This is a genomic window from Stieleria neptunia (assembly GCF_007754155.1).
Taxonomy (GTDB): domain Bacteria; phylum Planctomycetota; class Planctomycetia; order Pirellulales; family Pirellulaceae; genus Stieleria; species Stieleria neptunia.
Window position 1 is genome coordinate 9,787,961 of sequence record NZ_CP037423.1, and the last position, 24,090, is coordinate 9,812,050.

20 protein-coding genes are annotated in these 24,090 nt (G+C 61.1%); 13 read left to right on the forward strand and 7 right to left on the reverse strand.

What is annotated here, in order from left to right:
* Positions 1-356: 356 nt before the first annotated feature.
* Positions 357-1,646, reverse strand: coding sequence for a phenylacetate--CoA ligase family protein (locus Enr13x_RS33935; protein ID WP_145391338.1), 1,290 nt, complete (start codon positions 1,644-1,646; stop codon positions 357-359).
* Between the two features lie 414 nt (positions 1,647-2,060).
* Here Enr13x_RS33935 and Enr13x_RS33940 point away from each other — a divergent pair, with 414 nt between their 5' ends.
* The 7 genes from Enr13x_RS33940 to Enr13x_RS33970 all read left to right on the forward strand — a co-directional run bounded on the left by Enr13x_RS33940 (position 2,061) and on the right by Enr13x_RS33970 (position 9,732).
* The gene (locus tag Enr13x_RS33940; RefSeq protein ID WP_197455556.1) at positions 2,061-3,275 is read left to right on the forward strand and encodes a DUF1559 family PulG-like putative transporter; all 1,215 of its coding nucleotides are present in this window, start codon (positions 2,061-2,063) and stop codon (positions 3,273-3,275) included.
* A 69-nt stretch (positions 3,276-3,344) separates the two neighbouring features.
* Positions 3,345-4,127 carry an alpha/beta hydrolase gene (locus Enr13x_RS33945; RefSeq protein ID WP_145391339.1) on the forward strand — a complete coding sequence of 261 codons (783 nt, stop codon included), beginning with the start codon at positions 3,345-3,347 and terminating at the stop codon, positions 4,125-4,127.
* Positions 4,124-4,681, forward strand: coding sequence for a DinB family protein (locus tag Enr13x_RS33950; RefSeq protein ID WP_145391340.1), 558 nt, complete (start codon positions 4,124-4,126; stop codon positions 4,679-4,681). Before Enr13x_RS33945 ends, Enr13x_RS33950 begins: the two co-directional genes overlap by 4 nt.
* 34 nt (positions 4,682-4,715) lie before the next feature.
* Entirely contained in the window at positions 4,716-5,879 is a 1,164-nt protein-coding gene (obgE, locus tag Enr13x_RS33955) for a GTPase ObgE (RefSeq protein WP_145391341.1), read from the forward strand.
* Positions 5,876-6,790, forward strand: a complete 915-nt coding sequence (locus Enr13x_RS33960; protein WP_145391342.1) for a type III pantothenate kinase — start codon at positions 5,876-5,878, stop codon at positions 6,788-6,790. The genes obgE and Enr13x_RS33960 overlap by 4 nt, the downstream gene beginning before the upstream one ends.
* Before the next feature lie 38 nt (positions 6,791-6,828).
* Complete coding sequence (locus Enr13x_RS33965; RefSeq protein ID WP_145391343.1) at positions 6,829-8,472, forward strand: hypothetical protein; 1,644 nt, start codon at positions 6,829-6,831, stop codon at positions 8,470-8,472.
* Positions 8,473-9,732: a M20 family metallopeptidase gene (locus Enr13x_RS33970; RefSeq protein WP_145391344.1), complete on the forward strand. Its 1,260-nt coding sequence runs from the start codon at positions 8,473-8,475 to the stop codon at positions 9,730-9,732.
* 412 nt (positions 9,733-10,144) lie between these two features.
* Here the strand turns inward: Enr13x_RS33970 and Enr13x_RS33975 are convergent, their stop codons facing one another.
* The gene (locus Enr13x_RS33975) at positions 10,145-10,408 is read right to left on the reverse strand and encodes a Trm112 family protein (protein ID WP_145391345.1); all 264 of its coding nucleotides are present in this window, start codon (positions 10,406-10,408) and stop codon (positions 10,145-10,147) included.
* Between the two features lie 166 nt (positions 10,409-10,574).
* On the opposite strand from Enr13x_RS33975, the gene Enr13x_RS33980 reads away from it, so the two are divergent.
* Complete coding sequence (locus Enr13x_RS33980; protein WP_145391346.1) at positions 10,575-11,357, forward strand: hypothetical protein; 783 nt, start codon at positions 10,575-10,577, stop codon at positions 11,355-11,357.
* A 32-nt stretch (positions 11,358-11,389) separates the two neighbouring features.
* On the opposite strand, the gene Enr13x_RS33985 is transcribed toward Enr13x_RS33980, so the two are convergent.
* From Enr13x_RS33985 to ftsY, 4 genes are all read right to left on the reverse strand, one after another.
* The gene (locus tag Enr13x_RS33985) at positions 11,390-12,328 is read right to left on the reverse strand and encodes a universal stress protein (RefSeq protein WP_145391347.1); all 939 of its coding nucleotides are present in this window, start codon (positions 12,326-12,328) and stop codon (positions 11,390-11,392) included.
* Positions 12,329-12,605: 277 nt separating this feature from the next.
* A complete protein-coding gene (locus Enr13x_RS33990; RefSeq protein WP_145391348.1) occupies positions 12,606-13,631 on the reverse strand; it encodes a hypothetical protein in 1,026 nt (341 codons plus the stop codon).
* A gap of 440 nt (positions 13,632-14,071) precedes the next feature.
* Positions 14,072-14,653, reverse strand: coding sequence for a tRNA-(ms[2]io[6]A)-hydroxylase (miaE, locus tag Enr13x_RS33995; protein WP_145391349.1), 582 nt, complete (start codon positions 14,651-14,653; stop codon positions 14,072-14,074).
* 1 nt (position 14,654) lies between these two features.
* Positions 14,655-15,725 carry a signal recognition particle-docking protein FtsY gene (gene ftsY / locus Enr13x_RS34000; protein ID WP_145391350.1) on the reverse strand — a complete coding sequence of 357 codons (1,071 nt, stop codon included), beginning with the start codon at positions 15,723-15,725 and terminating at the stop codon, positions 14,655-14,657.
* Positions 15,726-16,239: 514 nt separating this feature from the next.
* On the opposite strand from ftsY, the gene Enr13x_RS34005 reads away from it, so the two are divergent.
* From Enr13x_RS34005 to Enr13x_RS34015, 3 genes are all read left to right on the forward strand, one after another.
* Positions 16,240-17,574 carry a porin gene (locus tag Enr13x_RS34005; RefSeq protein WP_145391351.1) on the forward strand — a complete coding sequence of 445 codons (1,335 nt, stop codon included), beginning with the start codon at positions 16,240-16,242 and terminating at the stop codon, positions 17,572-17,574.
* Between the two features lie 393 nt (positions 17,575-17,967).
* On the forward strand, positions 17,968-19,323 hold the full coding sequence (locus Enr13x_RS34010; protein ID WP_390621051.1) for a porin: 1,356 nt from the start codon (positions 17,968-17,970) through the stop codon (positions 19,321-19,323).
* Between the two features lie 648 nt (positions 19,324-19,971).
* Positions 19,972-20,319 (forward strand): P-II family nitrogen regulator, encoded by a 348-nt coding sequence (locus tag Enr13x_RS34015; RefSeq protein WP_145391352.1) that lies wholly within the window; start codon positions 19,972-19,974, stop codon positions 20,317-20,319.
* A 107-nt stretch (positions 20,320-20,426) separates the two neighbouring features.
* Here the strand turns inward: Enr13x_RS34015 and Enr13x_RS34020 are convergent, their stop codons facing one another.
* Entirely contained in the window at positions 20,427-20,807 is a 381-nt protein-coding gene (locus tag Enr13x_RS34020; RefSeq protein ID WP_095739865.1) for a DUF3127 domain-containing protein, read from the reverse strand.
* Positions 20,808-21,100: 293 nt separating this feature from the next.
* On the opposite strand from Enr13x_RS34020, the gene Enr13x_RS34025 reads away from it, so the two are divergent.
* Positions 21,101-21,841 carry a 3-keto-disaccharide hydrolase gene (locus Enr13x_RS34025; RefSeq protein WP_197455557.1) on the forward strand — a complete coding sequence of 247 codons (741 nt, stop codon included), beginning with the start codon at positions 21,101-21,103 and terminating at the stop codon, positions 21,839-21,841.
* 870 nt (positions 21,842-22,711) lie between these two features.
* Positions 22,712-23,977, forward strand: coding sequence for a DUF1559 family PulG-like putative transporter (locus Enr13x_RS34030; protein ID WP_145391354.1), 1,266 nt, complete (start codon positions 22,712-22,714; stop codon positions 23,975-23,977).
* The last annotated feature ends 113 nt before the right edge of the window (positions 23,978-24,090 follow it).

Here is a 24,090-nt window from a genome sequence, read left to right on the forward strand (position 1 = left end):
ACGGCGTGTTGACGCCAGGGTCAATGCTGATCTGGCGGATTAACGCCAGGGGGAAAAGGTGGTTCGGATTGACGCATCGCGTTGCATTCCGCATCTCAGCATTCCGCATCTCATGCACGTGGCGTCAGCCCAATGCCATCAACTTTGACGCCAAGCGGGGTGTTTTTTGTTAGCGGTAGGGCGCGAGCCCTCCGGTCTTTCACGGTGTGATTGAAGCGCCACCGGACGGCTCGCGCCGTTCCGCTAACACCTTCAGAGCCCAGGTAAATGGCATGGGCCATCAGCCAGCGGCGCGTCATGGTTGCCGGTCCGACACGCCGGTCGCTGACGCGTCGCGTTGGCCCGACAGCCACTGGTCACTTGGGTCTGCGATCAACCAACCGCTTGGCTTTGGCTTCGAAACGCGGCAGCGACCCTGCGGCCACGGGGGTCACTTCCACGCGCATCGCCAATCGCTTTTGAAACAATTCGGCAAGCTGCCGGCAATCGGGTGCACTCAATTCCGCTTCGACGGCGAGCGTGTCCATTTCGCCCTGCTTGGTCACGATCATCCGGAACTCGGCCGTCGGATCCACCTGCCGAACGATCGATTCGATGCTGCTGGGAAACACGTTGACCCCGCGGATGACCATCATGTCGTCGCTGCGTCCGAGGACGCCGCCATCGAGATACAAGAACCGGCAGGGGTGGTCGTGTTGTTCGTAGCCCCGCACGATATCGCCGGTTCGATAGCGGATCGCCGGACCGCCGTATCGTCCCAATCCGGTCAGCACGAGTTCCGCTTGCTCACCTTCGCCGGCAACACGTCCGTTGGGGTGGGCGTCATCGAAACAAAGTCGCTGGGCAATGAATTCGGTTTCAATCACGTGCAGACCGGTGCCGTCACGGTTTCCGAATCCCCAGGCGCCGATTTCGCTTGCCCCGCTGTGATCGATCACGGTTGCGTTCCAGCCCGCCTGGATCCTTGAACGAATCGCCGGGGCGCTGCCGCCCGGTTCACCGGCGACGATCAATCGTGAAACGGACGACTGCGTCAAATCGATGGACAGTTTTTCGGCAACGGCGATCAAATGCAACGCATAGGTCGGGGTGCAGCAGACCACGGTGCAACGTTGTTCGAGAATCAATTGCAGTCGCGTTTCACTGGACATTCCACCGCCGGGGATCACCAATGCGCCGGCCCGGACCAAGGCGTCGCTGGCGGTCCAAAAGCCGATGAACGGGCCGAACGAAAACGCCATCATGGCGACGTCGCTGCGGCGAATGTCGGCGGCATGCAAAACGTGTTGCCAGCAATCCAGCCACCACTGCCAATCCTGCTGCGTATCGAGCACCGGCATCGGGTGGCCGCTCGTTCCACTGGTTTGATGAAACCGCGAATAGGACTCACGCGGCAATCCGAACACTCGTCCGGGATCGCCCGGCGAGGGTGCGACCACGTCGGATTTGGTCAACAGCGGTAACTCGGACAGCTGGTCAAGCGATCGCAGCGGGAGCTCGAGCGAGCCAAAGCGTTCGCGATAGAAAGGGTTATCGATCGCGACGCGCAACAGCGCGTTGAGCCGGTTGAGCTGAAGGGATTCGAGCTGCGCGCGACTGAGACGCCACTGAGCCGCGATGTCGTATTCGTTCTCGATTTGTGTCATAACGCGGACAGTCTAACAGTTTCAGCGGCCGAGTTTGATGGTCGCGAGGTTGGGGCTGGAAAGTCATTGAAAGCAGTTTTCGTCGGGAAAAAGGGTCAAAAAATGGATGGGTCAAAAAATGGAAGAGGGAGCGTTGGAAGCGCGTAGGGAACAACTGTTTTTCTTGCTCGATTTTTTGACCAACCCATTTTTTGCCCCCTTCTGTTCGAACAGCGCAGCGGGTCCGCTCCGCCAGTGCCCCGCCGCAACGAGGAGAAGTTCAAGCGTGGGAAGCATGAAGGAGCCGTGAAGAAGTCGTGAGAAAACCGTTTTGGCATTGTCGTTCCTGGTTCCAGGAAGCACCTTCACCGATTGATTGAACACTGTCAAAACCTTTCGATTCTCTCTACCTTTCGAATTCTAAAGGCCGGATCCATGAACCCCCAACACGTGCGGCGTTCTCTGTCGCGAGTTGGTTTCACGCTGATCGAACTGCTGGTCGTGATCGCCATCATCGGTCTGCTGGCGTCGATGGCGATGCCCGCGCTCAGCAAGGCGCGCGAGGCGGCGCGTTCGGCCGCTTGCCAATCCAATTTGCGTCAATTCGGGATCGGTCTGATTTCGCGCAGCACGCAAACCCCCAGCGGCGCGTTTTGCTCGGGGAGTTTTGATTTCAAACGTGACGGCGTGCCGACGGAAGTGGGTTGGGTGTCCGACTTGGTGACGCGGGGCATCCTGCCCGGTGAGATGCTGTGCCCGAGCAATTCGGCGCGGAGCAGTAAAGCCGTCGAGGAGATGGTCGCATTGCCGTTGACGAATTTTGTCGCCGATGCCTGTTTCGACGAATCCGAGCGGCTCGGCAGCGAACCGTACACCGATTCGTCCGGCGTGGTCGTTTCCAACATCGCACGCAAGATCGCGAACCAGGCGATCCCACCCAAGACGCCCGAACGCACGGCGGTGGTCAAGAAAAAGATGATCGATGAGGGCTACAACACCAACTACGCCGCGTCCTGGTTCATGTTGCGGACGGAATTCAATCTCGGTCCCGACGGAAACCTGGCACGGATCGATCCCCTCTGTCCCGACATGGACCCGCGTGGCAGGAACGTGACCGAAGGGCCGCTGGAAACGCAATACCTGGACGGCTCTCGGGCTCCCATGTCAACGGTCCCCTTGCTCTGCGATGCCACGCCCTCGGGTTACCTGAGCGCGTCGATCGGCGATCGGCTGCCGGCGGGCAGTCTGTACACCACGCCGATCGTCGGCGGCCCGGTCGGCAGCACCTTGCAAATGGACTTGGACGGCGACGGCACCCCCGAGACCCCGAACCCGAATTTCCTGAAAACGCCCGTTTTCTCCGCCGGTGAACCCCGCATCGGGACCGCCGGATGGTACAAGCAGTTGAACTTTTACACCCGCCAGGACTACCGCGGGATCATGCCGCTGCACAACGGCATCGCCAACTGCTTGATGGCCGACGGTTCGGTGCAAGCGTTGTACGACGCCAACGGCGATCAATACGTCAACAACGGTTTTGACGTGCCCAGCGGTGGCGGCAGCGTGATTTGGACGAGTGGAAAAACCGAGGCGGACAAGCTGACAATCGCCAGCTACCACTCGCTGAAGTCGGATGGGCCGATCGAGTAGCTACTCGCCGGCTGGTCGGAGCGTTAGACTCTCGGGCGTCAACTGGAATTGCACGCCGACAAACGCTTCATGAACCAACCACGGAAAACTCGCTACGGATCACTGGACAGCTACGTGGTCGACGCCGGCCGGGCCCAGACGCCTTCGGCACTGGCGATCCTTTGCCACGGCTTTGGCGCCCCGGGCAGCGACCTGGTCGGGATCGCCGGCGAGTGGATCGAGGCGCTCGGGAAGACCGCCGAATCATTTCGCTTCATTTTCCCGATCGCGCCGCACAGCCTGGACGAACTCGGAATGCCTTCCGGGCGGGCCTGGTGGATGCTGAACATGACGCGCATGATGGACGCGATCCAGGCCCAACAATTTGAGGAGCTGCACCACGAAACCCCGCCGGGTTTGGAGGAATCTCGCAGGGCCCTATCGGAATTGGTCAACGCCGCCCGCGACGAACTGGCCGATCAACGGGGCTGCGATGCCGACGCGATTCCATTCGCACTGGGGGGGTTTTCCCAGGGTGCGATGCTGGCGATGGACACGGCACTGCGCGGCCCGATTCCGGCGCCCGATTTGTTGATCCAATTCTCCGGATCGGTGATCTGCCAGGACGAATGGACCGAATCGTTGTCTCGACTGCAGCAGACCCCTGTCTATCAGTCGCACGGAACCCAGGACCCGATCCTGCCGTTCCAGTCCGCCGAGCGGCTTCGTGATTTGCTTGCCGCGGCCGGCGTCGACCTCCAGTTTCACCCCTTTTTCGGGCCGCACACGATCGACGGTCAGGCGATTGCGTCGACCGCGATCGCCCTGCAACAATTGGTCGACCCTCCCCCGCACGGAAACCCCACCCCATGAATCGTCTTGCCAGTCGCCGTCCGGAATCCGAGGAGTTCGACAGCGAGTATCACGGCCAATTGATCGCCCGCGTCGAAGGCGAGTGCGCGATCGCGATCCTGCGACAACAGCTGCATTGGATCTGCGATTTGGCCAGCAGCATCAGCACCGAACAGGTCGACCGCATCCACGCCCCATACCGGTGGACCATCCGACAGGTCTTTGAGCATTGTGCCAACGCGGAGCGAATGTTCGGCTATCGGATGATGTGTTTGGCCGACGGAAGTGGGCCGACGTTGCCCAATTGGGACGAAAACGTCTCCGCCGACAGTCGCTTCGGACTGGGGAATTTCTCTTGCCTGGCCGCCGAACTGGGCGACCTGAGGAAAGCGAATCTGGGGCTGCTGCAGCGGCTTTCCCCGCGCGCCTGGGACGGCTCGGGGACCGTCGCCGGCCAGCGGATCAATGTGCGCGCCCTCGCTTGGCTCACCGCCGGACATCTGCTGCACCACTTTGAAATCGTCGAAAACCGCTGTGGGGTCACTGCGATGCGCGGCCCCGCCATGTTAGAGTGATGGATTCCATTTCCCACTCTCTTCGATAACAACGATGTTCGTCGACCGCGTCCAAATTGAACTTCACGCCGGCAAGGGCGGGGACGGTTGCTCCAGCATGCGCCGCGAAAAATACATCCCGCGCGGGGGCCCCGACGGCGGTAACGGCGGACACGGCGCCAGCCTGATTCTGGAAGCCCGGTTGGGGGTCAATTCCCTGGCCGCGTTTGCCAATCGAAAGTTCATTCGGGCGGGCAGCGGACGGCAAGGCCGGGGGGCGATGTGCCACGGGCGAAAGGCCGAGGACCAGACGCTGTACGTTCCACCGGGGACCCTGGTGATCGACGCCGAGCAGGGGTATGTCATCAAGGACCTGAAACACCACGGCGATTCCTTCGTCGTCGCACGCGGCGGCAAGGGCGGCAAGGGGAATGCCCATTTCAAAAGCAGCACCAATCAGGCGCCGCGTGAATTCCAGCGTGGCGAGGAGGGTGAAGTCCGCACCGTCATTCTGGAACTGCGCTCGATCGCCGATGTCGGGCTGATCGGCAAACCCAACGCCGGAAAAAGCACGCTGCTGAGCCGGATCACAAGCGCCCGCCCCGAAATCGCCGACTACCCGTTCACCACCAAGCATCCCAATTTGGGCATCGTCGACCTTGATGAAGGACGCTCCTTTGTCTTGGCGGACATCCCGGGGTTGATCGAAGGCGCCAGCGACGGCCTGGGGCTGGGCCACGAGTTCCTCAAGCACATCGAACGCGCCGGATTGCTGGTCCACCTGGTCGAACCCGCACCGACCGACCAGTCCGACCCGCTGGACAACTATCGGGCCATCCGCTCGGAATTGACGCATTACGATCAGGCGCTCGGCGAGCGCGACGAGATCTTGGCCGTCACCAAGAGCGAGCTGCCGCAGGCCACCGAGGTCGCCGAGCAACTGCGCGAAGAAACCGGCCGGCCCGTGCTGCTGATCAGTGCCATCACCGGAGCCGGTTTGACGGAGTTGACCGAAGCGGTGATGACACGGGTCCAGCAGCGCCGCAAGGCACTGTTGGACGCCGGAGAGGACATTCCGGTGTTGCGTGAGTCCCAGCAAGCGCCCGAAAAACGGAAGGTACCGCCACACCTGCGGGGCGCGACCGCACAGCTTTCCGATGAGCACCAAGCCAAGGACTTTGACCCCGTCGTCGACTCCTCCGCCGAGGACGCGCCGTGACGCCGGCTGAGACGATTGCTGCGATCGATGTCGGCAACTCGGCGATCAAGGTCGCGCTGGCCAACACATCCGACCTGCTCGCCGGCGCTGTGAATTCCAGTGCCCCCGACGGCTCCATCTGCTACCAGACGTTTCCACTGGACCAGCCGCAGTGGGACCAACAGGTCTGTCACTGGGTGCAGCAGCAAACCGGCCGGTCGGAGGTTTCGTGGTGGGTGTCGACGGTCAACCACGCCGCCAGCCGTCCCCTTCGCGATGCCGTGTGCGATTGCTGGGAATCGCGTCGGTCCATGTCTGGTCCTCCGCGGCAAGTGGATTGGCGTCACCTGTCGTCACACGATGTCCCGCTGCAAATCCGAGTCGACGCGCCGGAGAAAGTCGGGATCGATCGTCTGCTCAGTGCCTATGCCGCCTCCAACCGCTTCGACCCGCCGCTGGTCGTCGTCGACGCCGGTTCGGCCGTGACGGTCGACTGCGTCCGCCGCTCTCCCGACGCTCCACCGGTGTTCGCCGGGGGGGCGATTCTGCCGGGAATCCGGTTGCAACATGCCGCCCTGGTGACGGGGACCGAGGGGCTTCAGCAAGCGACGCTGGAAACCGTCCCCGACGGGGGTCGGGCGATGGCACCGGCAACCAATACCCGGCAAGCGATTCGATTGGGCGTGCTGGCGGCCGTCGTCGGCGGCGTCGAACGACTGGCAAGGGAGTACGCCGAATCACCCCAAACATCCGATGCACGCGAAAACGGTGACGCGGACGGGGCGTTCCGGATCGTGCTCAGCGGCGGGGACGCGGTGACGCTCTCGCCCTACTTGCGAGCCCCACACGAACGCGTCCCCCATTTAGTCTGCCTGGGGATTTTGGATCTGGCAATTCGGCAATGCCAGCTTGCCCCGAGCGGGCTAAAATAGTCTGCCGACACGCCCGATCCCCCCTCGCCCCCAAAGAAATGTCCGCATCGAAACTCTCCGACCTGTTGCCGATTCAAACGTCGGCCGGCAAACCCAACGCCTACCAAGTGTTCGGTTTGAAAAACGGAGAACCGGACGCGGAGAAGATCACCGCGGCGATGCAACGCGTCTACGAGGGATTGAAGGAGTCAAAGCCCACCGCCGATCCGCTCGTCTGGAAACAGGCCGCTAAACTCGCCGAAGCGGCGCGAAAACAGCTGGAAGATCCGCAGAAACGTCGTGCCCTGGACGCCAGCCTGGGTGTGGCGGTCGACACGGCAGCGAAGCCTTCACCCGACACCGCCTTTGGCACTGCCCCAGGCACTGGTGCTCAGCCGGACGATCCCTTGGCGTCGTTGTTGCCCAGCTCAAAGCCCCTTCCGACCTCCGCGCCCGGATCTCCGACCGACGGGGCGCCGACCACGCGTGCCGCCGCCGTGCTGGGGGTTCCACCCGGCTTGGCGACGCCGGGAACCGATCGCAGCGGCAACGCGCCCTCAGCACCCGTCTCAGCGTTGGGGACACCACCGCTGGGGACTCCATCCGCTGCCAGCGATCACGCCGCCGGTCAAACGTCCAATCAGGTGAACGGCGCGGAGGCACCAATCCAATGGACGCCACCGAAACCCAAAAAGAAACGACGTCGCAAGAAGACCGGACTGTTTCTGTTCGCCGTGTTTGTGTTGGTGATGTTGGGAGCCATCGTCGGCCTGTTGCAATTCCTGACCCAGGGTGGACAGATCGCGTTGCGTCCGGACGGTCTGCCCGCAGACGACGGCATCGTGGTCGCCGAGCCGATGCCGGAACCGGGTCGACCGCGACCCGCCGCGGCCGATCGCGATGGCGTGCTCGGCAACGTGGCCGCCAGCGGGATCGCAGATTCGCTGCGCAATCCCACCAGCGTCCCGCCGACGAACCCCGATAGCGGACCGAGCAACGTCGATCCGCCAACCAGTCCGACACCAACCACTCCGACGCCAACGCCAACGAGTCCAACACCGACCAATCCGACGCCGGCAAACATGATGCCGCCGGTCGGGATGTCGATCCCCGAGACGCCGATGACTCCGACCCCGAGTCCCGCGCCCGCGACGACTCCGGAGAGCATCGCCGCCAACCAGGCCAAGATCGAAGCGGTCCAACAGCTGATCCGTTCGGCCGCTTGGGATCAGATGAAGCCCGCCGCCGACGCGTTGCTGAAACTTGATCTCAATGCGGATCAATCCAAGCGCGCCAGCACCCTCTACGACATCGCCGACTTGGCCACCTTTTATCGCGGTGCGATCGGCCGTGGGTTGGCGACACTCAACACGGGAAGCACCTTCGATTATGTCGAGGGTCTGCCGGTGATCGTCGTTGAAGTCTCGCCGACGATGTTGGCGATCCAGTTCAACAAGCGAACCCGATCGTTCACCGTTGATGACATGCCGCCGCGGCTGACCGAAAAGATCACGTCTTTCTCGCTTTCTCCCGAACGTCCCGACACGATCGCCGGTCAAGCGTTGTATCGTCTGATTCACCCCAAGTGGCGCGTCGAGTATCGTGACGACACGTTTGCCCAGCTCGCCGCCATCGATGGCCAGCTCGAACAAGTTGACACGGCGATGCTGCAACAAGTCGCCAAAGAATTGTTTCCCGAATAGATGCCACATTCGATCGAAGCTCCGCATCCCGATGGTACGATCGCTTCGGCCATCACGACGCTGGAGCAATTGATTTCGTTTCCCTCAGTCAGCGCCAAAAGCAACGTCGACATCAACGACTGGTGCGCGGCCACGCTCGCCCGGATGGGATTCACGCTGTGGCACAGTGGTTACCGGGACGATCGCGGCGTGCGCAAGTCCAACCTGGTCGCGGTCCGCAAACCATCGGGCGTCGAGCCGCACGAGACGTCTGTCGTTCGCCACGCGGCGCCGTCGTCGCAACAGGGGCTCGCGTATTTTTGTCATACCGATGTCGTGCCGGCCAAGAAGTGGGTCGGTGCCCCGGCTCCGCCGTTTCCTCGCACCGACGATGCCGCTGCGGGACCGTTTGATGCCGTGGTGACCGACGAACGCGTTTATGGTCGCGGCGCCTGTGACATGAAAGGTTCGCTGGCGGCGATGCTATCCGCGGTCGCGCGCGTCGATGTCGGTCAGCAAACCGCGCCGATCTGGATCGTTTGCACCGCCGACGAAGAAGTCGGATTCAACGGCGCCAAACACATGGTCGATCATTGCGACGGCTATCGTGACCTGGTCCGCGCCGATCCCGTCGCGGTGATCGGCGAGCCGACGGAGATGAATGTCGTGTACGCGCACAAGGGGATCCAGGGGTTCACCGTCCACAGCCGTGGTCGCGCCGGTCACAGCGCGACCAACTTTGGGACCAACGCGAACGAGGCGATGGTGCCGATGCTGGTCAAGCTGCTGGAGCTTTGCCAGCGGACGCGCGATGATGCGAGGCTGCAGGACGATCGATTCGATCCGCCGGTGCTGTCGTGGAACTTTGGCGTCAGCGATCACAGCAACGTTGTCAACATCACGCCGGAACGCAGTGACGCTTGGGTCAGTTTTCGCACGATGCCGGAGGTCGACGGTGCAGAGTTGGTTGCCGAAGCGGACGCGGCCGCGCGTCGGCTCGGTTTGACGCTGACGCCGATCGCCGGCTGCGACCCACTGTGGACCGACCCCGACAGCGAGATCGTGACGCAATTTCGATCGATCGCCGGCACTCGATCCCAAACCGTCTGTTACGCCACCGACGGCGGCGTGCTGGGAGAACTGTCGCGGCGGATCGTGATCGGACCGGGCAGCATCGCCCAGGCGCACACCGTCGACGAATGGATCGCCATCGACCAACTGCAACGCGGCATCGACTGCTACGAAAAAGCCCTGCACCACTGGTGCACCACCGTGGCGTAAGCTTCCAGCTTGCGATCCCGACGACGTCTCGTCGTAATGGACCGTCTAGCGGTAAACGTCATGCGCCGGTCATCCGTCTGATTGGATCGCGGAGTCAAACCGGCGCGTTGCAGTGCGACGCTGGAAGCGTCAGCCTGAAGACAGCCCCGAGTGCCCGATTTAAATGAACCCACGGATGGCAGAGCGAACCCACGGATGAAAAGCAGCCTGGGATCCGTGGGTACGCACTGCCATCCGTGGGTGTGATCCATTGCTGTGGTACCGGAGATCGTCTGTTCGATCGATCCAGGGAAGCCGATTGCCAGACGGTCCATGGCTCTCTCGCATGACATCTACCGATAGACGCTGCAGTAACGCATGCGTTGCTTGCCAGACGTCACCCGAAGCGTGACCCTATCGGCAAGCTGGAAGCTTACCCCACTTCTTGCCGTTCCAACTCGATCGCGGCGTCGGCGATCAGGGTGGGGATCCCGCCGCGGACGGGATACAGACGCGCACCATCTGCGGTGGTAAGACCTTGGTCCAGTGCACTTTCGACCAGCTGGTCGGAGGCATCGCGGACCAATCCCTGGGCAATTTTTTCGTTCAACGCGACGATCAACGCGGCGGGCGAAATCTGCAGCGTTTGCCCCGAAATCGGGCACTGAACCAGGCGGAGGAGCTTTTCATCGAGCATCTTTTTTTGTTCCGGCGAAGGTATTGTTTCGAGTTGGCACGGATCCGAACCGATTTTGGAAAGGTGGCGATCGAGTGGCACGGAAGCCTTTCAGTCGCCGGCCCTTTCTCATCAGATTGAACCATTCACGCCGAGCATGGAATGTCTTGGGCGGGGAGGAACGAGCATGAACGTCCGGAAAACGGAATTGTTACGCAAGACAGCAGCCACCTTGTTCGTCGCGGCGGGCTCGATGGCCCTGTCCGGCGGGGCTGGAGCCCAGGCCCCGTCCGGTGAATTGCAGAGGGACCCGGTGACCGGCGACATCTATCGTACCGTGACGCAACGGATCACGCGTCCGGTGGTCGAGGACCGCGTCGAACGCCAGGAAACCGTCGTGCACCGTCCGGAAACCGTCACCGAAATCCGCCCGGAAGTCCGCACCAGCTATTCGCCGGTGACGCAGATGAAATGGATGCCCTACGTCGAAGGCCGCTGGAACCCCTTCCGGCAACCCACCGTCGCCTATCGGCAAGTCCCCGAGACCCGCTGGGAAGCCCGCAGCGAAGTCGTCAACCGCGCGACGACGCAAACGCGTTGGGTGGCCGAAAGGCGGACCGTTGACGTGCCCAAACGGACCGTCCGCTACGAAACCACCGAACAAAGGGGACTGGAACTGGTCGCCCGCGCAATGCCGCAACCGACGATCGGATCCAACGTCGCCCCGGAAATCGCCGCACGACTGCAGCCGATTTCCACGGCAACCGACGGGACCTATGCCACCCAGCCCGTCACGGCGATCGCGTCCAACACCGTCGGCCGCTCCACCAGCGAACCCCCGCTCCGCAGCTCCACCCAGTCCGGCATGCGAACCAACGTGCTGCAACCGGACAACGGGCTCGGCACCCCGATCCCGACCACCGCGGGTTCGGTGATCGCCACCGTGCCGTCGTTCTCGGTTTACCGCTAACAAGACCATTCGGCAAGCGACTTTGGGGTCGCTTACCCCTGCGGTACATGGCTGGGGACGACCAGCACCGGATGGGGACTGCGGCGAATCCGGTCTTGAGCGAATCCCTGGCCGAATCGATCGTCCACTTCCAGCGGCAAGATCAGCAGCGTTTTGTCCCGGTTTTGCAACGGATTGGGCGGCGCGACCTCGCCGGCGAGCGGTCGCAAGTGATAGCTGCGTCCGAACTCGGTCGCCGTCTTCGCCATCGCCCCGTGGATCGAGTGGTGCGTCTTGGTCAACGCGTCGGAAAACGATTCGGGGTCCAGCGTCGCGCCGTCGGAAAGGGCTTCGACGATCGATTTAATATTCTCGTACTGTTCTTTCTCGACGACCAGGTCCAGCGTCACCGTCGCATCGTCGGCTGACAGTCCGAACGCCCACGCGGCGGCTTTTAATTCCACGTCGCATTCAGCGCCGACGACGACCGAAACCTGATGCACGCATTGTTCCAGCGTCTGGTCGGCGCGGCGGATGACCAGCATCGGACAGGGACAGCGCGAGAGCAACACGTCGATGACCGTGCCGGCGCTATCGGTGCCGACCTTGTCGAAATCGCGTCCAAACGGACAGGGGACAATCACCAGGTCGACCGCGTGTGTTTGCAGTGCGGCCAGAATCATGTCGTAAGATTCTTCACCCGTCCGCTGGATCGGCCGCGCCCCCGAGACGGACTCGATCACCGCGCTGGTGACGTCTCCGTCGGCTGATTGGCGGGCGTCCAAGACCAGCGTTTCCACGTTGAAGGTTTCGCGCAGGAACCCCGCCGCCGCGACGCCCGATTGGTCTTGGGCGGATCCATCGAGGACCAGTAGGACGCGGGAGGGTTTGATCGGCTGCAGTGCGGGCGCATCGCCGACCTTCGATTTTTCGAACATCCGCATGGACGCGTCGACGCCGCGGTCGACTTCGTTCGGCTCCGAATCAGACATGAATAGTGGGTCGCGTTGTGGGAAGAAGCGAGATTGAATGGCGAGACCGTGGAATCGGTTGTAACGTACCGGTCGTTGAAACGACGAGGCGCGCCGGATTCCACGTGTGTCGGTGTCTAGCCTTTAGGCGATCTCGGCCCCTCGTTGCCCACTCAAAGATCGGCTAAAGCCTAGACACCAACGCGCTGTTGAAATACCCGACGCTGGCGTTTGGCTCACTCGGTACTGCCCAGATTCTATCGCGATTCCCGTTTCGATGTAGCGCGACACCGCGCCGTCAGGACCCTCCCTGACCAAGTTCCAACAATTCGCGTGCCGCATCGCTGTATCCGAGCACGGCGACACGCACTTGCATCGGCAACGACCGAATCTGCTGATCGGTGTAGGGGTTGATCCGGTTGCTGGTGACACCGTGATACCACTGCGAGGGCGTGGTCTGGTCGGTGGAGGATGGGACGACGCGGCGCCAGAGTTGTGTGATCGCATTGGAACCGGACTTCGGGTGCTGTCGCGCGAATGTCGCGAGCTTGCGATCCAGATTGGCAAGCCGCAGCGCGATCGTGGCCGCCTCGGCATCGCCTTGCTGATGAACGGCGACGACAAAGTCTTGCTTCGCCACGGCGCGAAGCTTTGTCGACCCGAACAAAGATCGATCGACGCCGTGTGCGGTGACGTTTAGATCCAACAGTCCGCCACGCCAGGATTCGGGCACCGCGAATGAAATCTGAAATCGTTTCTCCCCTTCGAGCACCTGCTGGGCGGTCCAGCGGAATTTGAAGTACACGCCGCGTCCGCGATCGGTGGTGCCCGATGCGATCACCGCTTGCAACGGCGCTTGACGTTGGAACTGTGTCTGATCGGATCGTTTGCGCGAATCGTCGGCGCCGAAATGTCCGGCACCGACGTGCGGCACGGCGCCGTCGACGCTCAGACCAAACGCATCGGACAGCTCGTCCTTGGTGGTCACCGAGATCGGGCCGGCGAAATCCGATTGCAACTCCGTCTTGGGTGAGAAATCGATCACGGGCAAGCGGTCACGCAAGCTGCAGTGAACCAGCAGATGGTCGATCGGCGGTGCGTCGTCTGGCGAAACATCGATCCGCCCCCCGATCAACGAGGACAACACCAACTCGACCGAAACTTCACGCGGCTGTCCGGGCAGGGACGAGTCCAGCGCGGTGGCAACGGCCGGCATGTCGAACTGGATTTTGGGGGCCTCTGCCGCAGCGTCGACCGCAACCAGGCTATGCGACGTGATCAGTAAACCCGCCGTGACAACGCATCGTTTGATGAAAGCATCCATTTGAGAAATCTCCCGTGATCGTCTGTTGCGTCATCGGAATCATTCCGTCGTGACCAAGAATCGGTTCCACCGATTCAACCTGTGCTTGACCGCTCAAGATGCAAGACTTGAAGTCACCCTCCCTTTTTAGGGAGGGTCGGACGCGAGGGACGAGCGGCCGGGGAGGGTTCGTTGTGGCTCGAAATCACTCCGTCACAACCAATCGACCTCCCCTCGCTTCGCTCGACCCTCCTGCCAGGAGGGTGACGTCAAAACGGCACGTCCTCCGTCGATCCTCCCGGGCCTCCGCTACAGGCAACCATATCGCCACGCCTTACCGTGACAACGGAGATTCACCAGCGGCGATGTGACTTCACGGCACGGCCTCCGTGGCCATTCCCTGTCGTGAAACATCGCCTTTAATCGTTCACCCCGGCCGACTGCGGCGTGAAACAATTCGATCAGCTGTGCATCCGCGCCAGCGGGCTGCCCTTGGCGATGATCGCCGTTTCCTGCTCGGACAGTTGGTCGAGTCGCTCGAGGACTTCGGCGCGTGGCGCGAATTGTTCGGCCAACTTGACGTAGGTCGTGTGATGGCGGGCTTCGGATTCGAACAGCCCGGCATAGAAATCGGCCAGTTCGCTGTCGCGTGGGCGAACGTGATCGGCCAGCAATCGAAACCGTTCACAGCTGCGGGCTTCGATCAGCGACGCGATCAGCAAGCGGTCGACGCCGCGCTCGGGCTCGCGCTGCCGCGTCAGCGCGTTGAGTTCGCGTCCGTAGTGACCGCTGGCGAGTCGTTTGAAGGTGATGCCGCGGCGATCGAGCACCTCCATCACCATGTGAAAGTGTTCCAGTTCCTCCTGGATGATCCGCGTCATCTCGACACACAGCGGCCGATTGTCGGTGTAGGAGTTCATCAGGTTCATCGCCGTCGAAGCCGCCTTGCGCTCGCAATGGGCGTGATCGATCAAGATCTCGGGCAGGTTTTCGTCGACTTGCTGAAGCCAACGTTGCGTCGATTCGGATTGGAGGTGAAGCATGTCAATCGGCGAAGAGGGCGGTGGCAAAACTGTCGGCGTCAAACTCTGCGATGTCTTCGATGCTTTCGCCGAGTCCGACAAATTTGACGGGGAGTTCGAATTGGCGGCGGATCGGCAAGATCACTCCGCCGCGGGCCGAACCGTCGAGTTTGGCCAAGATGATGCCCGTGCAACCGGCCGCGTCGCTGAATCCCTTGGCCTGGCTGATCGCGTTTTGGCCGGCGGTCGCGTCCAGGACCAACAGGACTTCGTGCGGGGCGTCTTCGATTTTCTTGCCGACGACGCGGCGGATCTTGTCCAGTTCCTGCATCAGGTTGGCCTGCGTCTGCAAGCGTCCGGCGGTGTCGATGATGGCGACATCGGCGCCGGTTTCGATCGCCTTGTCGACCGTTTGAAACGCCACGCTGGCCGGGTCGGCCCCCTGTTTGCCGGTCACGATGTCGCAGCCGATCCGCTCCGACCAGATCGTCAACTGCTCGACCGCGGCGGCGCGAAACGTGTCTCCGGCGCCCAGGACGATCTTCTTGCCGTGGGACGTCAGGTAGTGGGAAAGTTTTCCGATCGACGTGGTTTTGCCGCTGCCGTTGACGCCGACGACCAGGATCACGCTGGGTTTGCCGGGCAGATTCAGCGGGGCGGCATCCTGCTGCAGCATCGCCTGGGTTTGGGCGGTGATCGATTCGAGCACCTCGGCCAGCCCGACTTTGCGGCCACGGTATCGCTTGGCGACGTCATCGCGCAGCTCTTCGGCGGGGCCGGCGCCCATGTCGGTGCGGATCAGCTTGGCGAACAATTCGCCCAGGAATTCGTCGTCGACCAGCCGCCCCTCGTCTTTGAACAGGTCGCGGATGTCGGTGTTGAGTGCCCGCCGTGTTTTTTCCAGCCCGCTGCGAAATCGCCCCAGCAGGCCCGCCGGCGCGTCGGCCACGGGTTCGGGTTCGGGGGAGGCTGCCGACGCAGCGCGGTCGGGTGTCGCGGGATCATCTGATTCGGCCGGCTCCTGTTGCGCCGGACCGGACGGCTGGGCGGAGGCTGGATCGTCTGTTTTTTTCTTCGAGCGCCAGAAAACCATCGGTCGTGATCTCGGTCGGACTGTCGAGTGGGTGGGAAAAGGCAAAGTTTGCCGGAAAGGTCGCCATTGCGGTACCGCCCGACGGTTTGGAATCCGTTTTCCGCCAGTTTACCGTCGGACGATCGGCGGATCAGGGAGCCTCTTCCCAGTCGGAAAACTTTCTCTGACAGGGATCGGCGGCACATGCAGACCACGTGGACCGCTGCCGGGGGGACCGGCTGAAAACATTCCAATTCGACCCCAAATCATGAACAAACCATCCCGATAACGCAGGTGACGACAGAGGCGACGCGTCAGACGGTCAAATCGTAGCGTCCGACACTCGAAGTCCCGTTTTGACCACGGTCGGCTCTGCCGGCGGGGGAGGAACACGGGACGGCAAGCAGTCAGACATGCCTTGACCCGACCAAGAAGGGTCTCAGCGGCCCGCGTACTTTGGTCGCGGGCGTAATTCGTTGTTGCCCTGCCCCTATTTTTAGAACCCAGAAAATGGAATTCGGGAGAATTTAAAGCGATGAAGCTTAGCAAGATTGCCATGCTGGCTGCGATTGCCTGCGCGTCCTACACGAGCAGCATGACCGCGAGCGGAAATGACACAATTGAACTGGTTTCGCACTGTGCGGCCGCTTGCGATTGCGGCGAGCCGGTCTGCGGATGCGAGACGGTGGTAGGCTGTGATCCATGCGGCGACGCATGCGATAGCGGCTGTGGCGACGCAGGATGCTGCGACGCCGGATGCGACGGCGGATGCGACTCGGCGTGTGGATGCGGCGTAGGAGGCGGCCTCGGCAGTCTTCTCGGCGACTGCTGCTTGGGCGATCAATGGTCACTGTTCGGTGAGCATTGTGGCTGGAGCGCAGGCGGTTGGGTCCAAATGGGCTACCACGACCGCGCCCTGCCGATCTTCAATGACCGCCCCGACGAGTACAACCTGCACCAAGCCTGGTTGTACGCCGAAAAGGCGATCGACACCTCCTGTGGCTTCGATATCGGTGGTCGTATCGACTACGTTTACGGTATCGATGCACAGAACACTCAAGCGTTCGGCACGGGAAACCGCGGCTGGGATAACGACTGGGACAACGGCGGTGCCAACGGCTATGGCCACGCCCTGCCGCAAGCGTACTTCGAAGCCGGCTACGGCGATTTGTCCGTCAAAATTGGACACTTCTACACCATCATCGGATGGGAAGTCGTGACCGCCCCGGACAACTTCTTCTACAGCCACGCGTACACGATGAACTATAGCGAGCCCTTCACCCACACCGGTGCATTGGCAACCTACAACGTGAACGAAAACGTCACCGCCTACGGTGGATACACCATGGGCTGGGACAGCGGTTTCGACGACAACGGCGATAGCTTCTTGGGCGGATTGTCGGTCGCTCTCAGCGATGACCTGACGTTGACCTACGCCACCACCTTCGGTCGTCTCGGGGCGGCTCCCCTGGGGAACCCCGAGCAAGGTTACATGCACTCGATCGTCGCCGACGTGACCCTGAGTGACAACCTGCAGTACATCTTCCAGTCCGACTACTTGGACACGGAAACCTCCGCAGGTGCAACCGTTCGGGAAACCTTCGGTATCAACCAGTACCTGATCTACACCCTCAGCGACTGCTGGGCAGCCGGTGGACGGTTCGAGTACTACAACAACGAAGGCATCTTCGGTGCCCCCGGAAACGATTCGGACATCTACGCCTTGACGATGGGCTTGAACTACAAGCCGCACGCCAACGTCGTCGTGCGTCCCGAAATCCGCTGGGACTGGGATGACGATCAAGTCGCCGGACTGGAAAGCGGCGACGACCAAACGACCTTCGGCATCGACACGATCTTCTTGTTCTAAGAAGCTCCGATCCGAAGACCGTCACGGTCAATCGCACCGGCCGGTGGCCGCTCGAACCCCTCGAGCGGCCGCCGGCTTTTTTTGTTGCCCGGCCACGGCAAACGCCGCCTGACCGGTACGAATTAACACCGGGTGTCAAGCTCGGCAATCCTGGCAGAATGCGAAAAGCCAGAAGAGTCGATTTCTCGGCAATTTTCTCCCGATACATCTCTTGGAAGATGGTCAAGCGGTTCTCGATCGGCGCCCTCGCAAGGCGGGCGTATCCGTCCTTCAGTTACCGCCGGACACGTCGAACTTCAGCCTGACGAGGGCTGCGGTTCGATGTGTCTACCGATCACACGCTACGCAATACCAAGAAAGGAACGTCCTTTGACAGGACGACGAGGGAGACCCATGAAACGTAAATTGTTATTCAGCACACTCGCGTTGTTGTGCTTTGGCGGAAACGCCCTGGCCGGTGGACCGTCTGCCGATGGAAATTACCACGCCCTGTACCAAGCCGCCCCCGGGGCCAGCGGGCAGATCGCCCAGGTCGGGTGCACCGATGACGTCGGTTGCGGTTGCGAAACACCGTGTGATTGTGATGCCGGAGTCTGCGAACCGGATTGCGGGGCAGACATGATCGAGTACTGTGACACCGGATGTGACGGCGGCTGCGATGCCGGTTGCGGCTGCGGCAGCGCCGGGCTGTTCGACAAACTCGGCCAGTGCGATCTGGGCGAACCCTTCGCCCTGTTCGGCCAGTGCGGCAACCTGTCCGCCGGCGGTTGGGTCCAAATGGGATACCACACCGACGCCACGCCGTTGTTCAACAGCCGTCCCGATGAATACCAACTGCACCAAGCCTGGTTGTGGGCGGAGAAAGCGATCGACACGTCCTGCGGATTCGATATCGGTGGTCGCATCGACTACATCTACGGTACCGATTCCCAAGACACCCAAGCGTTCGGAATCGCCAACAACCACTGGGACAATAATTGGGACAACGGCCCCGATTACGGGCACGCGATGCCGCAACTGTACATGGAAGCCGGTTACGGAGACCTGTCGGTCAAAGTCGGGCACTTCTACACCATCATCGGATGGGAAGTCGTGACCGCCCCGGACAACTTCTTCTACAGCCACGCGTACACGATGTACAACAGCGAGCCCTTCACCCACACCGGTGCCTTGGCGACCCTGGCCGTCAGCGACGATGTCGAAGTCTACGGCGGTTACACGCTGGGTTGGGACAGCGGCTTCGAAGACAACGGTGACTCGTTCTTGGGCGGCGTTTCGTTGGCTCTCAACGAAGACATCAGCCTGATCTACGCCACCGTCGCCGGCCGTTTCGCCGACAAGGGCGGCAACACCGAAAAGGGCTACATGCACTCGATCGTTGCCGATGTCGCGCTGACGGATAATGTTCAGTACATTTTCCAAAGTGACTTTCTGGACACCGAAAACCAGAACAACCAACTGGCGAGAAATACCTTTGGCATCAACCAGTACCTGATCTACACGCTGACCGATTGCCTGGCCGCCGGGGCGCGATTTGAGTGGTACAACGTCGAAGGCAGTGTGCTCAATCAAACCGCCGGAAACGAGTCTGACATCTACGCCCTGACCATGGGTGTCAACTACAAGCCGCACGCCAACGTGATCGTGCGTCCCGAAATCCGCTTCGACTGGGACGACGACCAAATCGCCGGCCTGGACGAAGGCGAAGAGCAAACGACCTTCGGGATCGACACGATCTTCTTGTTCTAAGCATCGAGTCGCCTGAATCAAAATCGCAAACGCGATTCCCGCAAGAGGCCGCGTCCGCCAAACGGTGGACGCGGTCTTTTTTTGATGGTTCTGGCACAGTGCCACTGCCCAATCCGTCGGCACTCGGTTGCATATCTTCTGGGCACCCCAACGGGATGCGACTCCCCAAATCGGCCGACCGAGCTTCGCCGAAAACCTGCGAGTTTTTTTAAGTCGTTTGTTTACAGAGGCTTAAGAGACGGCCGTGACGTCGCATCGTCTTTTTGGCCCGGCAGATGCAACCTCCCAAGATCGTCCTGGTCAGCGATCAACCGCACGGCCGGCGATCAACAGTACAAATGGTTCTACCTACCGCTGCCCTGACGCCAGTCGAGACTTGTCTCGGCTGGTGGCAGGGCATCCGAACAACGCTGTCGGCAACGCCGCTCTCTCGGCGATTGCCGCGGCCCGAAACTCTCGGTCCCGTCCCGGGCCGGAAGCTGCCCGGCTCGGAGGAGTGTCCGCCTCGCTCCTCCGAGCCTGGGCTTTTCCAGGGACCCTTCTTGGGGCTTTTTCTGGTCGCCGCCGTTCGGTTATAGTCGCCGTTTGCCAGACGCTACCACTTCTTGGTTGATGCGTTGACGGAAACCATCAAAGGACGCAGCAGCTGTGAAACTGATCATTGCCATCATCCAACCGACCAAGCTTGAAGCCGTCAAAGAAGCCTTGACGCAGGTCGACGTGCATCGCTTGACCGTGCTCGACTGCCAAGGATTCGGCCGCCAGAAAGGACAAACCGGCAATTACCGCGGCACCGAATTCAGCGTCAACCTGCTCCGCAAGGTGCAACTGCAGATCGCGGTCAACGAAGAGTTCGTCAAACCGACGATCGAAGCGATCCTGACCGGGGGACGAAGCGGTGACTCCGGCGAGATCGGCGACGGCAAAATCTTCGTCCTGCCGATGGACGACTGCATCCGCATCCGCACCGGCGAAACCGGCAACGAAGCGATCTAACACCCCACAGGCGTCCAGCCTGTCAATGTGGGATAGCCTTCCAGCCTGTCAATCAGCCTCTTTGACAGGCTGGAAGCCTATCCCACTTTGCACTCCCACCGCGCGGACTAGAACGGGGCGTCTTCTTCGCTGGCCTCGTCGAACGCCGCGTTGGGGTCGGTCACCCGCTCGCTCATCGCGTCGGCCGGGTTGGCGTTCCCGGTGATCTTGAACGAGGTCGCTTCGACGTTGACGAAGAATTTGACTTCGCTGTTGGCGTCTTTTTGCCAACGCCGTCCGTTCAACCGATACGTGATCTCGACCTCATCACCTTCGTTCATCTCGTCGACCGAGTCACAGGAATCACGGGTGAATTCGACCGGCACAAAATTGGTGAAGCTGCCCTTGTCCTGCTCCAGCACCACCAATCGTTTGCGAAACCCCTTGCTGCCATACGTCTTGGTTTCTTCGATCAAATGGACAACGCCGGTGACGGATGGATCGCTCATCGCTTCTCTCAAAATCGCTCGGAATTAGTGTTTTTCGGGGTCGCGAATTGTAGCCGGTCCGGCGCCGGAGTGAGAGGGGGAGCAGGGTCGGGGGTGGAGAGATGGCAGAAAAATCGTGGGCAGAAAAATGGGTAACAAGCAAAACGAAACGCCCGCCCGAGAAAAATCTGAAATCTGAAATCTGAAACCTGGAACCTGGAACATCAAACCCTGGCACCCCCAACCGTCTCCGGTCATAATACCGGGCTTGAATCACTCCCTCTGTCAAACACTCCCCCGTTATGAGAACTCCCATGCTTCGCCCCTTCCTGTTCGGCACCCTTTGCCTGTTCGTTTCCGTCGCCTGTTTTGCCGAAGGGCCTGCGGTTTCGGCGCCGCCGGAGCCGGACGGGATGCCCCAGCTGTTCAACGGCGAGGACTTGACCGGATGGGATGGCGATTCACGGTTGTGGAGCGTTCGTGACGGCGTGATCCATGGTGAGACGACGAAAGAGGTTTCGACGAAGGGAAATACGTTCCTGATTTGGAAAGACGAAGTCGCCGATTTTGAGTTGCGTTTGTCGTTCCGCTGCACCGCGTCGAACAACTCGGGCATTCAATATCGATCGCAACGCGTCGCGACGGACAAGCAAGCCACCAACCAATGGGTGTTGCGTGGCTACCAACACGAGATCCGCAATGAGGAAGACTTGCCGAGCGTGCCGGGATTCATCTACGACGAAAAAGGCTCGCGCGGACGGATCTGTCTGGTCGGTGAAAAAGCGGTCTGGAACGAAGACGGCAAGCAGGTCCAAGGCGAACCGTTGATCAGCAAGGCGGAGTTCAAGGAGTTGATGAAAGTCGACCAGTGGAACGACGTCGTGATCATCGCCAAGGGCAACCGCATCCGGCACTTCCTCAACGGCCGACTGATCCTGGACTTCACCGACAAGCATCCCGAAAAGTCGTTCTCCAAAGGCTTCCTCGGGTTGCAACTGCACGCCGGCAAGCCGATGTGGGCCGAATTCAAAAACGTCCGCCTGAAAAACCTCTAGTGGCACAAGCCCCCAGCTTGCGACCGCACCACGTGGCGTAAGCTTCCAGCTTGCGACCCGGGAGCGCAGCGACCTCCCCCAGCCCCCGCCGACGGCCCTCTCTCACCCTCCGCCGCGAAACCCATCAACCGTTTCGCCCGGCCCGTCGGCCGCACAAACAACGCCACCCACGTGAACGTCAAACGGGGCGTTGTTTGTTCGCGGCAGGGCGCGAGCCCTCCGGTCTTTCACGGTGTTTTTGACGCGCGACCGGACGGCTCGCGGGCTGTCGATTGAGTCGGGATCTGCTGAGTCAATGGTGAGCCGCTGGCCGTAAGGCCTCGGGCAGCGTCGCAGTGCCCGGCCGCTTACGCGTCGCGGCTCACAAAAACGACGGCCCGCTCGCGCCGTTCCGCTAACACCTTCAGCGCCAACGTAAGTGGCATTGGGCCGCCGCCCTCCCTCAAGCAGCCATCTCGCACGCCACCACCTTCACCACATGTGAAGGATTCGTGAAGCCAATGTTTGGGTTCCACGTCGATTCCCGTCTCGCATTGCGACTGATGAGCGTGATGTGAAGGAGTTGTGGTCGGGAATGCGAAGGAACGATGAAGTCTATCGCAAATCAATCCGTTTGCGATTGCACCAGGCCAACGTCTCGCTTGAATACGCCTGCCATCGGAGTGACGTGCACACCGATGTGCTGGAGTTTTAAAAGTAAAGAGAAGCCGGCCGGCAGGTCAGGGCGGCGACGCGATCACTGTCAACGATTCCGCGTCACCTCCCGTCAAACTGCCAGCCGACTGCTCGAGATCGTTCCCCATTTTGGGCGCGGGCTGTGACCTTGTACACAGTGCCTGTGTCCACAGAAATCCAAACAAGGAATTCGAAATGTCGCGTCTGCGAAAGTCAGGATTCACCCTGATCGAACTGTTGGTGGTGATCGCCATCATCTCCCTGCTGGCCGCCCTGGCGTTGCCGGCTCTGACGAAGGCTCGTGAAGCCGCTCGCCGCACCCAGTGCTCGAGCAACCTGCGTCAGTTCGGCATCGGAATGTACACGTTCTCCGACCGAGACCCATTGGGCCGCATGTGCACCGGTGCATCGGACTTTGAACGTGACGGTGACATGGACACCTACGGCTGGGTCGCCGACCTGGTCAACACCGGATCGGCCATCCCCGGTGACATGCTGTGCCCCAGCAACCCCGCCAAGGCATCGGAAAAGTTGAATGACTTGCTGGGCGTTTCTTCGTCAGGAAACCTGGCCGGAATCGGCCCCTCGGCGGGAAATTCCTGGACGCGTATGCGAGCCGGTGCAGGCGCGGAGTTGTACGACGCGTCGGGAGTCGCAAACTACGACGGTGCGGGTGACCTGACCACTGCGGTCACCGTCGGTGCGACCACGTTTACGACGATTTCGGGATACGTCGGAGGCACGTACGTCGACGAAGGCTACATGACCAACTACGCCGCGGGATACTTCCTGGTGCGTGTTGCGCCGATCATGCAGTACGCCAGCGGTGAGATTCTGTCTGCCGCCAACGGGAACTTTAAAGAGCGGGCTGACACCAGTGGGCCGTTGATGGCCTCCGTGCTCGATCGCAGTCGCATTGCGACCAGCAGCATTCCATTGCTCGGCGATGCCGGTCCCGGCGATGTCGATGAAGCCATCCTCCGTCTGGACGTTCCGAACACCAAAGAAGAGCTTCCCCGCGGGATGCTGCTGTCCGAAGCGTTCAATGACGGTCCCGCCTACTTGTCGACGGCCAACAACCGTTTGATCTTGCTCAACGGCGGAGTCTCGATGGTGAACCAAATCAACTGCGAACGGGGCGCGCCGTCCACCATCAATTGCGGGCTGGCCAGCGGCAATGACGACACAACGCCATCGGGTTACTACTTGCAAGACACTCGTGACTGGTTCGCCATTCACAGCGGTGGATGCAACATCCTGATGGGTGACGGATCGGTGCAGTTGTTCTACGACAGCAACGGCGACGGTTACCTGAATCCAGGATTCCCGATCGACGATACCCAGACCGATTTCTCGGGCGTTGGCTACTCCAGCTCGGAAGTCGAGCTTCAACCGGCCGAAATGTTCAACGGCTTGTTCATCGACGAAAGCTCCTTCAAGGGCCAATTCGAAGAAAGCTGATCCCGGCTTTGAGTGATAAGGTTTTGCCCCGGCAAAACAGTTTCGAAATGGGGCCCCCATGGCATTTCATGCGATGGGGGTCTCCCCTGTTTAACAATCTAGCAATCCGAAAA

What these genes read in the sequence shown, in the direction of transcription:
- Enr13x_RS33935 (WP_145391338.1), bottom strand. Translation starts at nt 1,646, where the DNA reads ATGACACAAATCGAGAACGAATACGACATCGCGGCTCAGTGGCGTCTC.
- Enr13x_RS33940 (WP_197455556.1), top strand. Translation starts at nt 2,061, where the DNA reads ATGAACCCCCAACACGTGCGGCGTTCTCTGTCGCGAGTTGGTTTCACG.
- Enr13x_RS33945 (WP_145391339.1), top strand. Translation starts at nt 3,345, where the DNA reads ATGAACCAACCACGGAAAACTCGCTACGGATCACTGGACAGCTACGTG.
- Enr13x_RS33950 (WP_145391340.1), top strand. Translation starts at nt 4,124, where the DNA reads ATGAATCGTCTTGCCAGTCGCCGTCCGGAATCCGAGGAGTTCGACAGC.
- obgE (WP_145391341.1), top strand. Translation starts at nt 4,716, where the DNA reads ATGTTCGTCGACCGCGTCCAAATTGAACTTCACGCCGGCAAGGGCGGG.
- Enr13x_RS33965 (WP_145391343.1), top strand. Translation starts at nt 6,829, where the DNA reads ATGTCCGCATCGAAACTCTCCGACCTGTTGCCGATTCAAACGTCGGCC.
- Enr13x_RS33970 (WP_145391344.1), top strand. Translation starts at nt 8,473, where the DNA reads ATGCCACATTCGATCGAAGCTCCGCATCCCGATGGTACGATCGCTTCG.
- Enr13x_RS33975 (WP_145391345.1), bottom strand. Translation starts at nt 10,408, where the DNA reads ATGCTCGATGAAAAGCTCCTCCGCCTGGTTCAGTGCCCGATTTCGGGG.
- Enr13x_RS33980 (WP_145391346.1), top strand. Translation starts at nt 10,575, where the DNA reads ATGAACGTCCGGAAAACGGAATTGTTACGCAAGACAGCAGCCACCTTG.
- Enr13x_RS33985 (WP_145391347.1), bottom strand. Translation starts at nt 12,328, where the DNA reads ATGTCTGATTCGGAGCCGAACGAAGTCGACCGCGGCGTCGACGCGTCC.
- Enr13x_RS33990 (WP_145391348.1), bottom strand. Translation starts at nt 13,631, where the DNA reads ATGGATGCTTTCATCAAACGATGCGTTGTCACGGCGGGTTTACTGATC.
- miaE (WP_145391349.1), bottom strand. Translation starts at nt 14,653, where the DNA reads ATGCTTCACCTCCAATCCGAATCGACGCAACGTTGGCTTCAGCAAGTC.
- ftsY (WP_145391350.1), bottom strand. Translation starts at nt 15,725, where the DNA reads ATGGTTTTCTGGCGCTCGAAGAAAAAAACAGACGATCCAGCCTCCGCC.
- Enr13x_RS34005 (WP_145391351.1), top strand. Translation starts at nt 16,240, where the DNA reads ATGAAGCTTAGCAAGATTGCCATGCTGGCTGCGATTGCCTGCGCGTCC.
- Enr13x_RS34010 (WP_390621051.1), top strand. Translation starts at nt 17,968, where the DNA reads ATGAAACGTAAATTGTTATTCAGCACACTCGCGTTGTTGTGCTTTGGC.
- Enr13x_RS34020 (WP_095739865.1), bottom strand. Translation starts at nt 20,807, where the DNA reads ATGAGCGATCCATCCGTCACCGGCGTTGTCCATTTGATCGAAGAAACC.
- Enr13x_RS34025 (WP_197455557.1), top strand. Translation starts at nt 21,101, where the DNA reads ATGCTTCGCCCCTTCCTGTTCGGCACCCTTTGCCTGTTCGTTTCCGTC.
- Enr13x_RS34030 (WP_145391354.1), top strand. Translation starts at nt 22,712, where the DNA reads ATGTCGCGTCTGCGAAAGTCAGGATTCACCCTGATCGAACTGTTGGTG.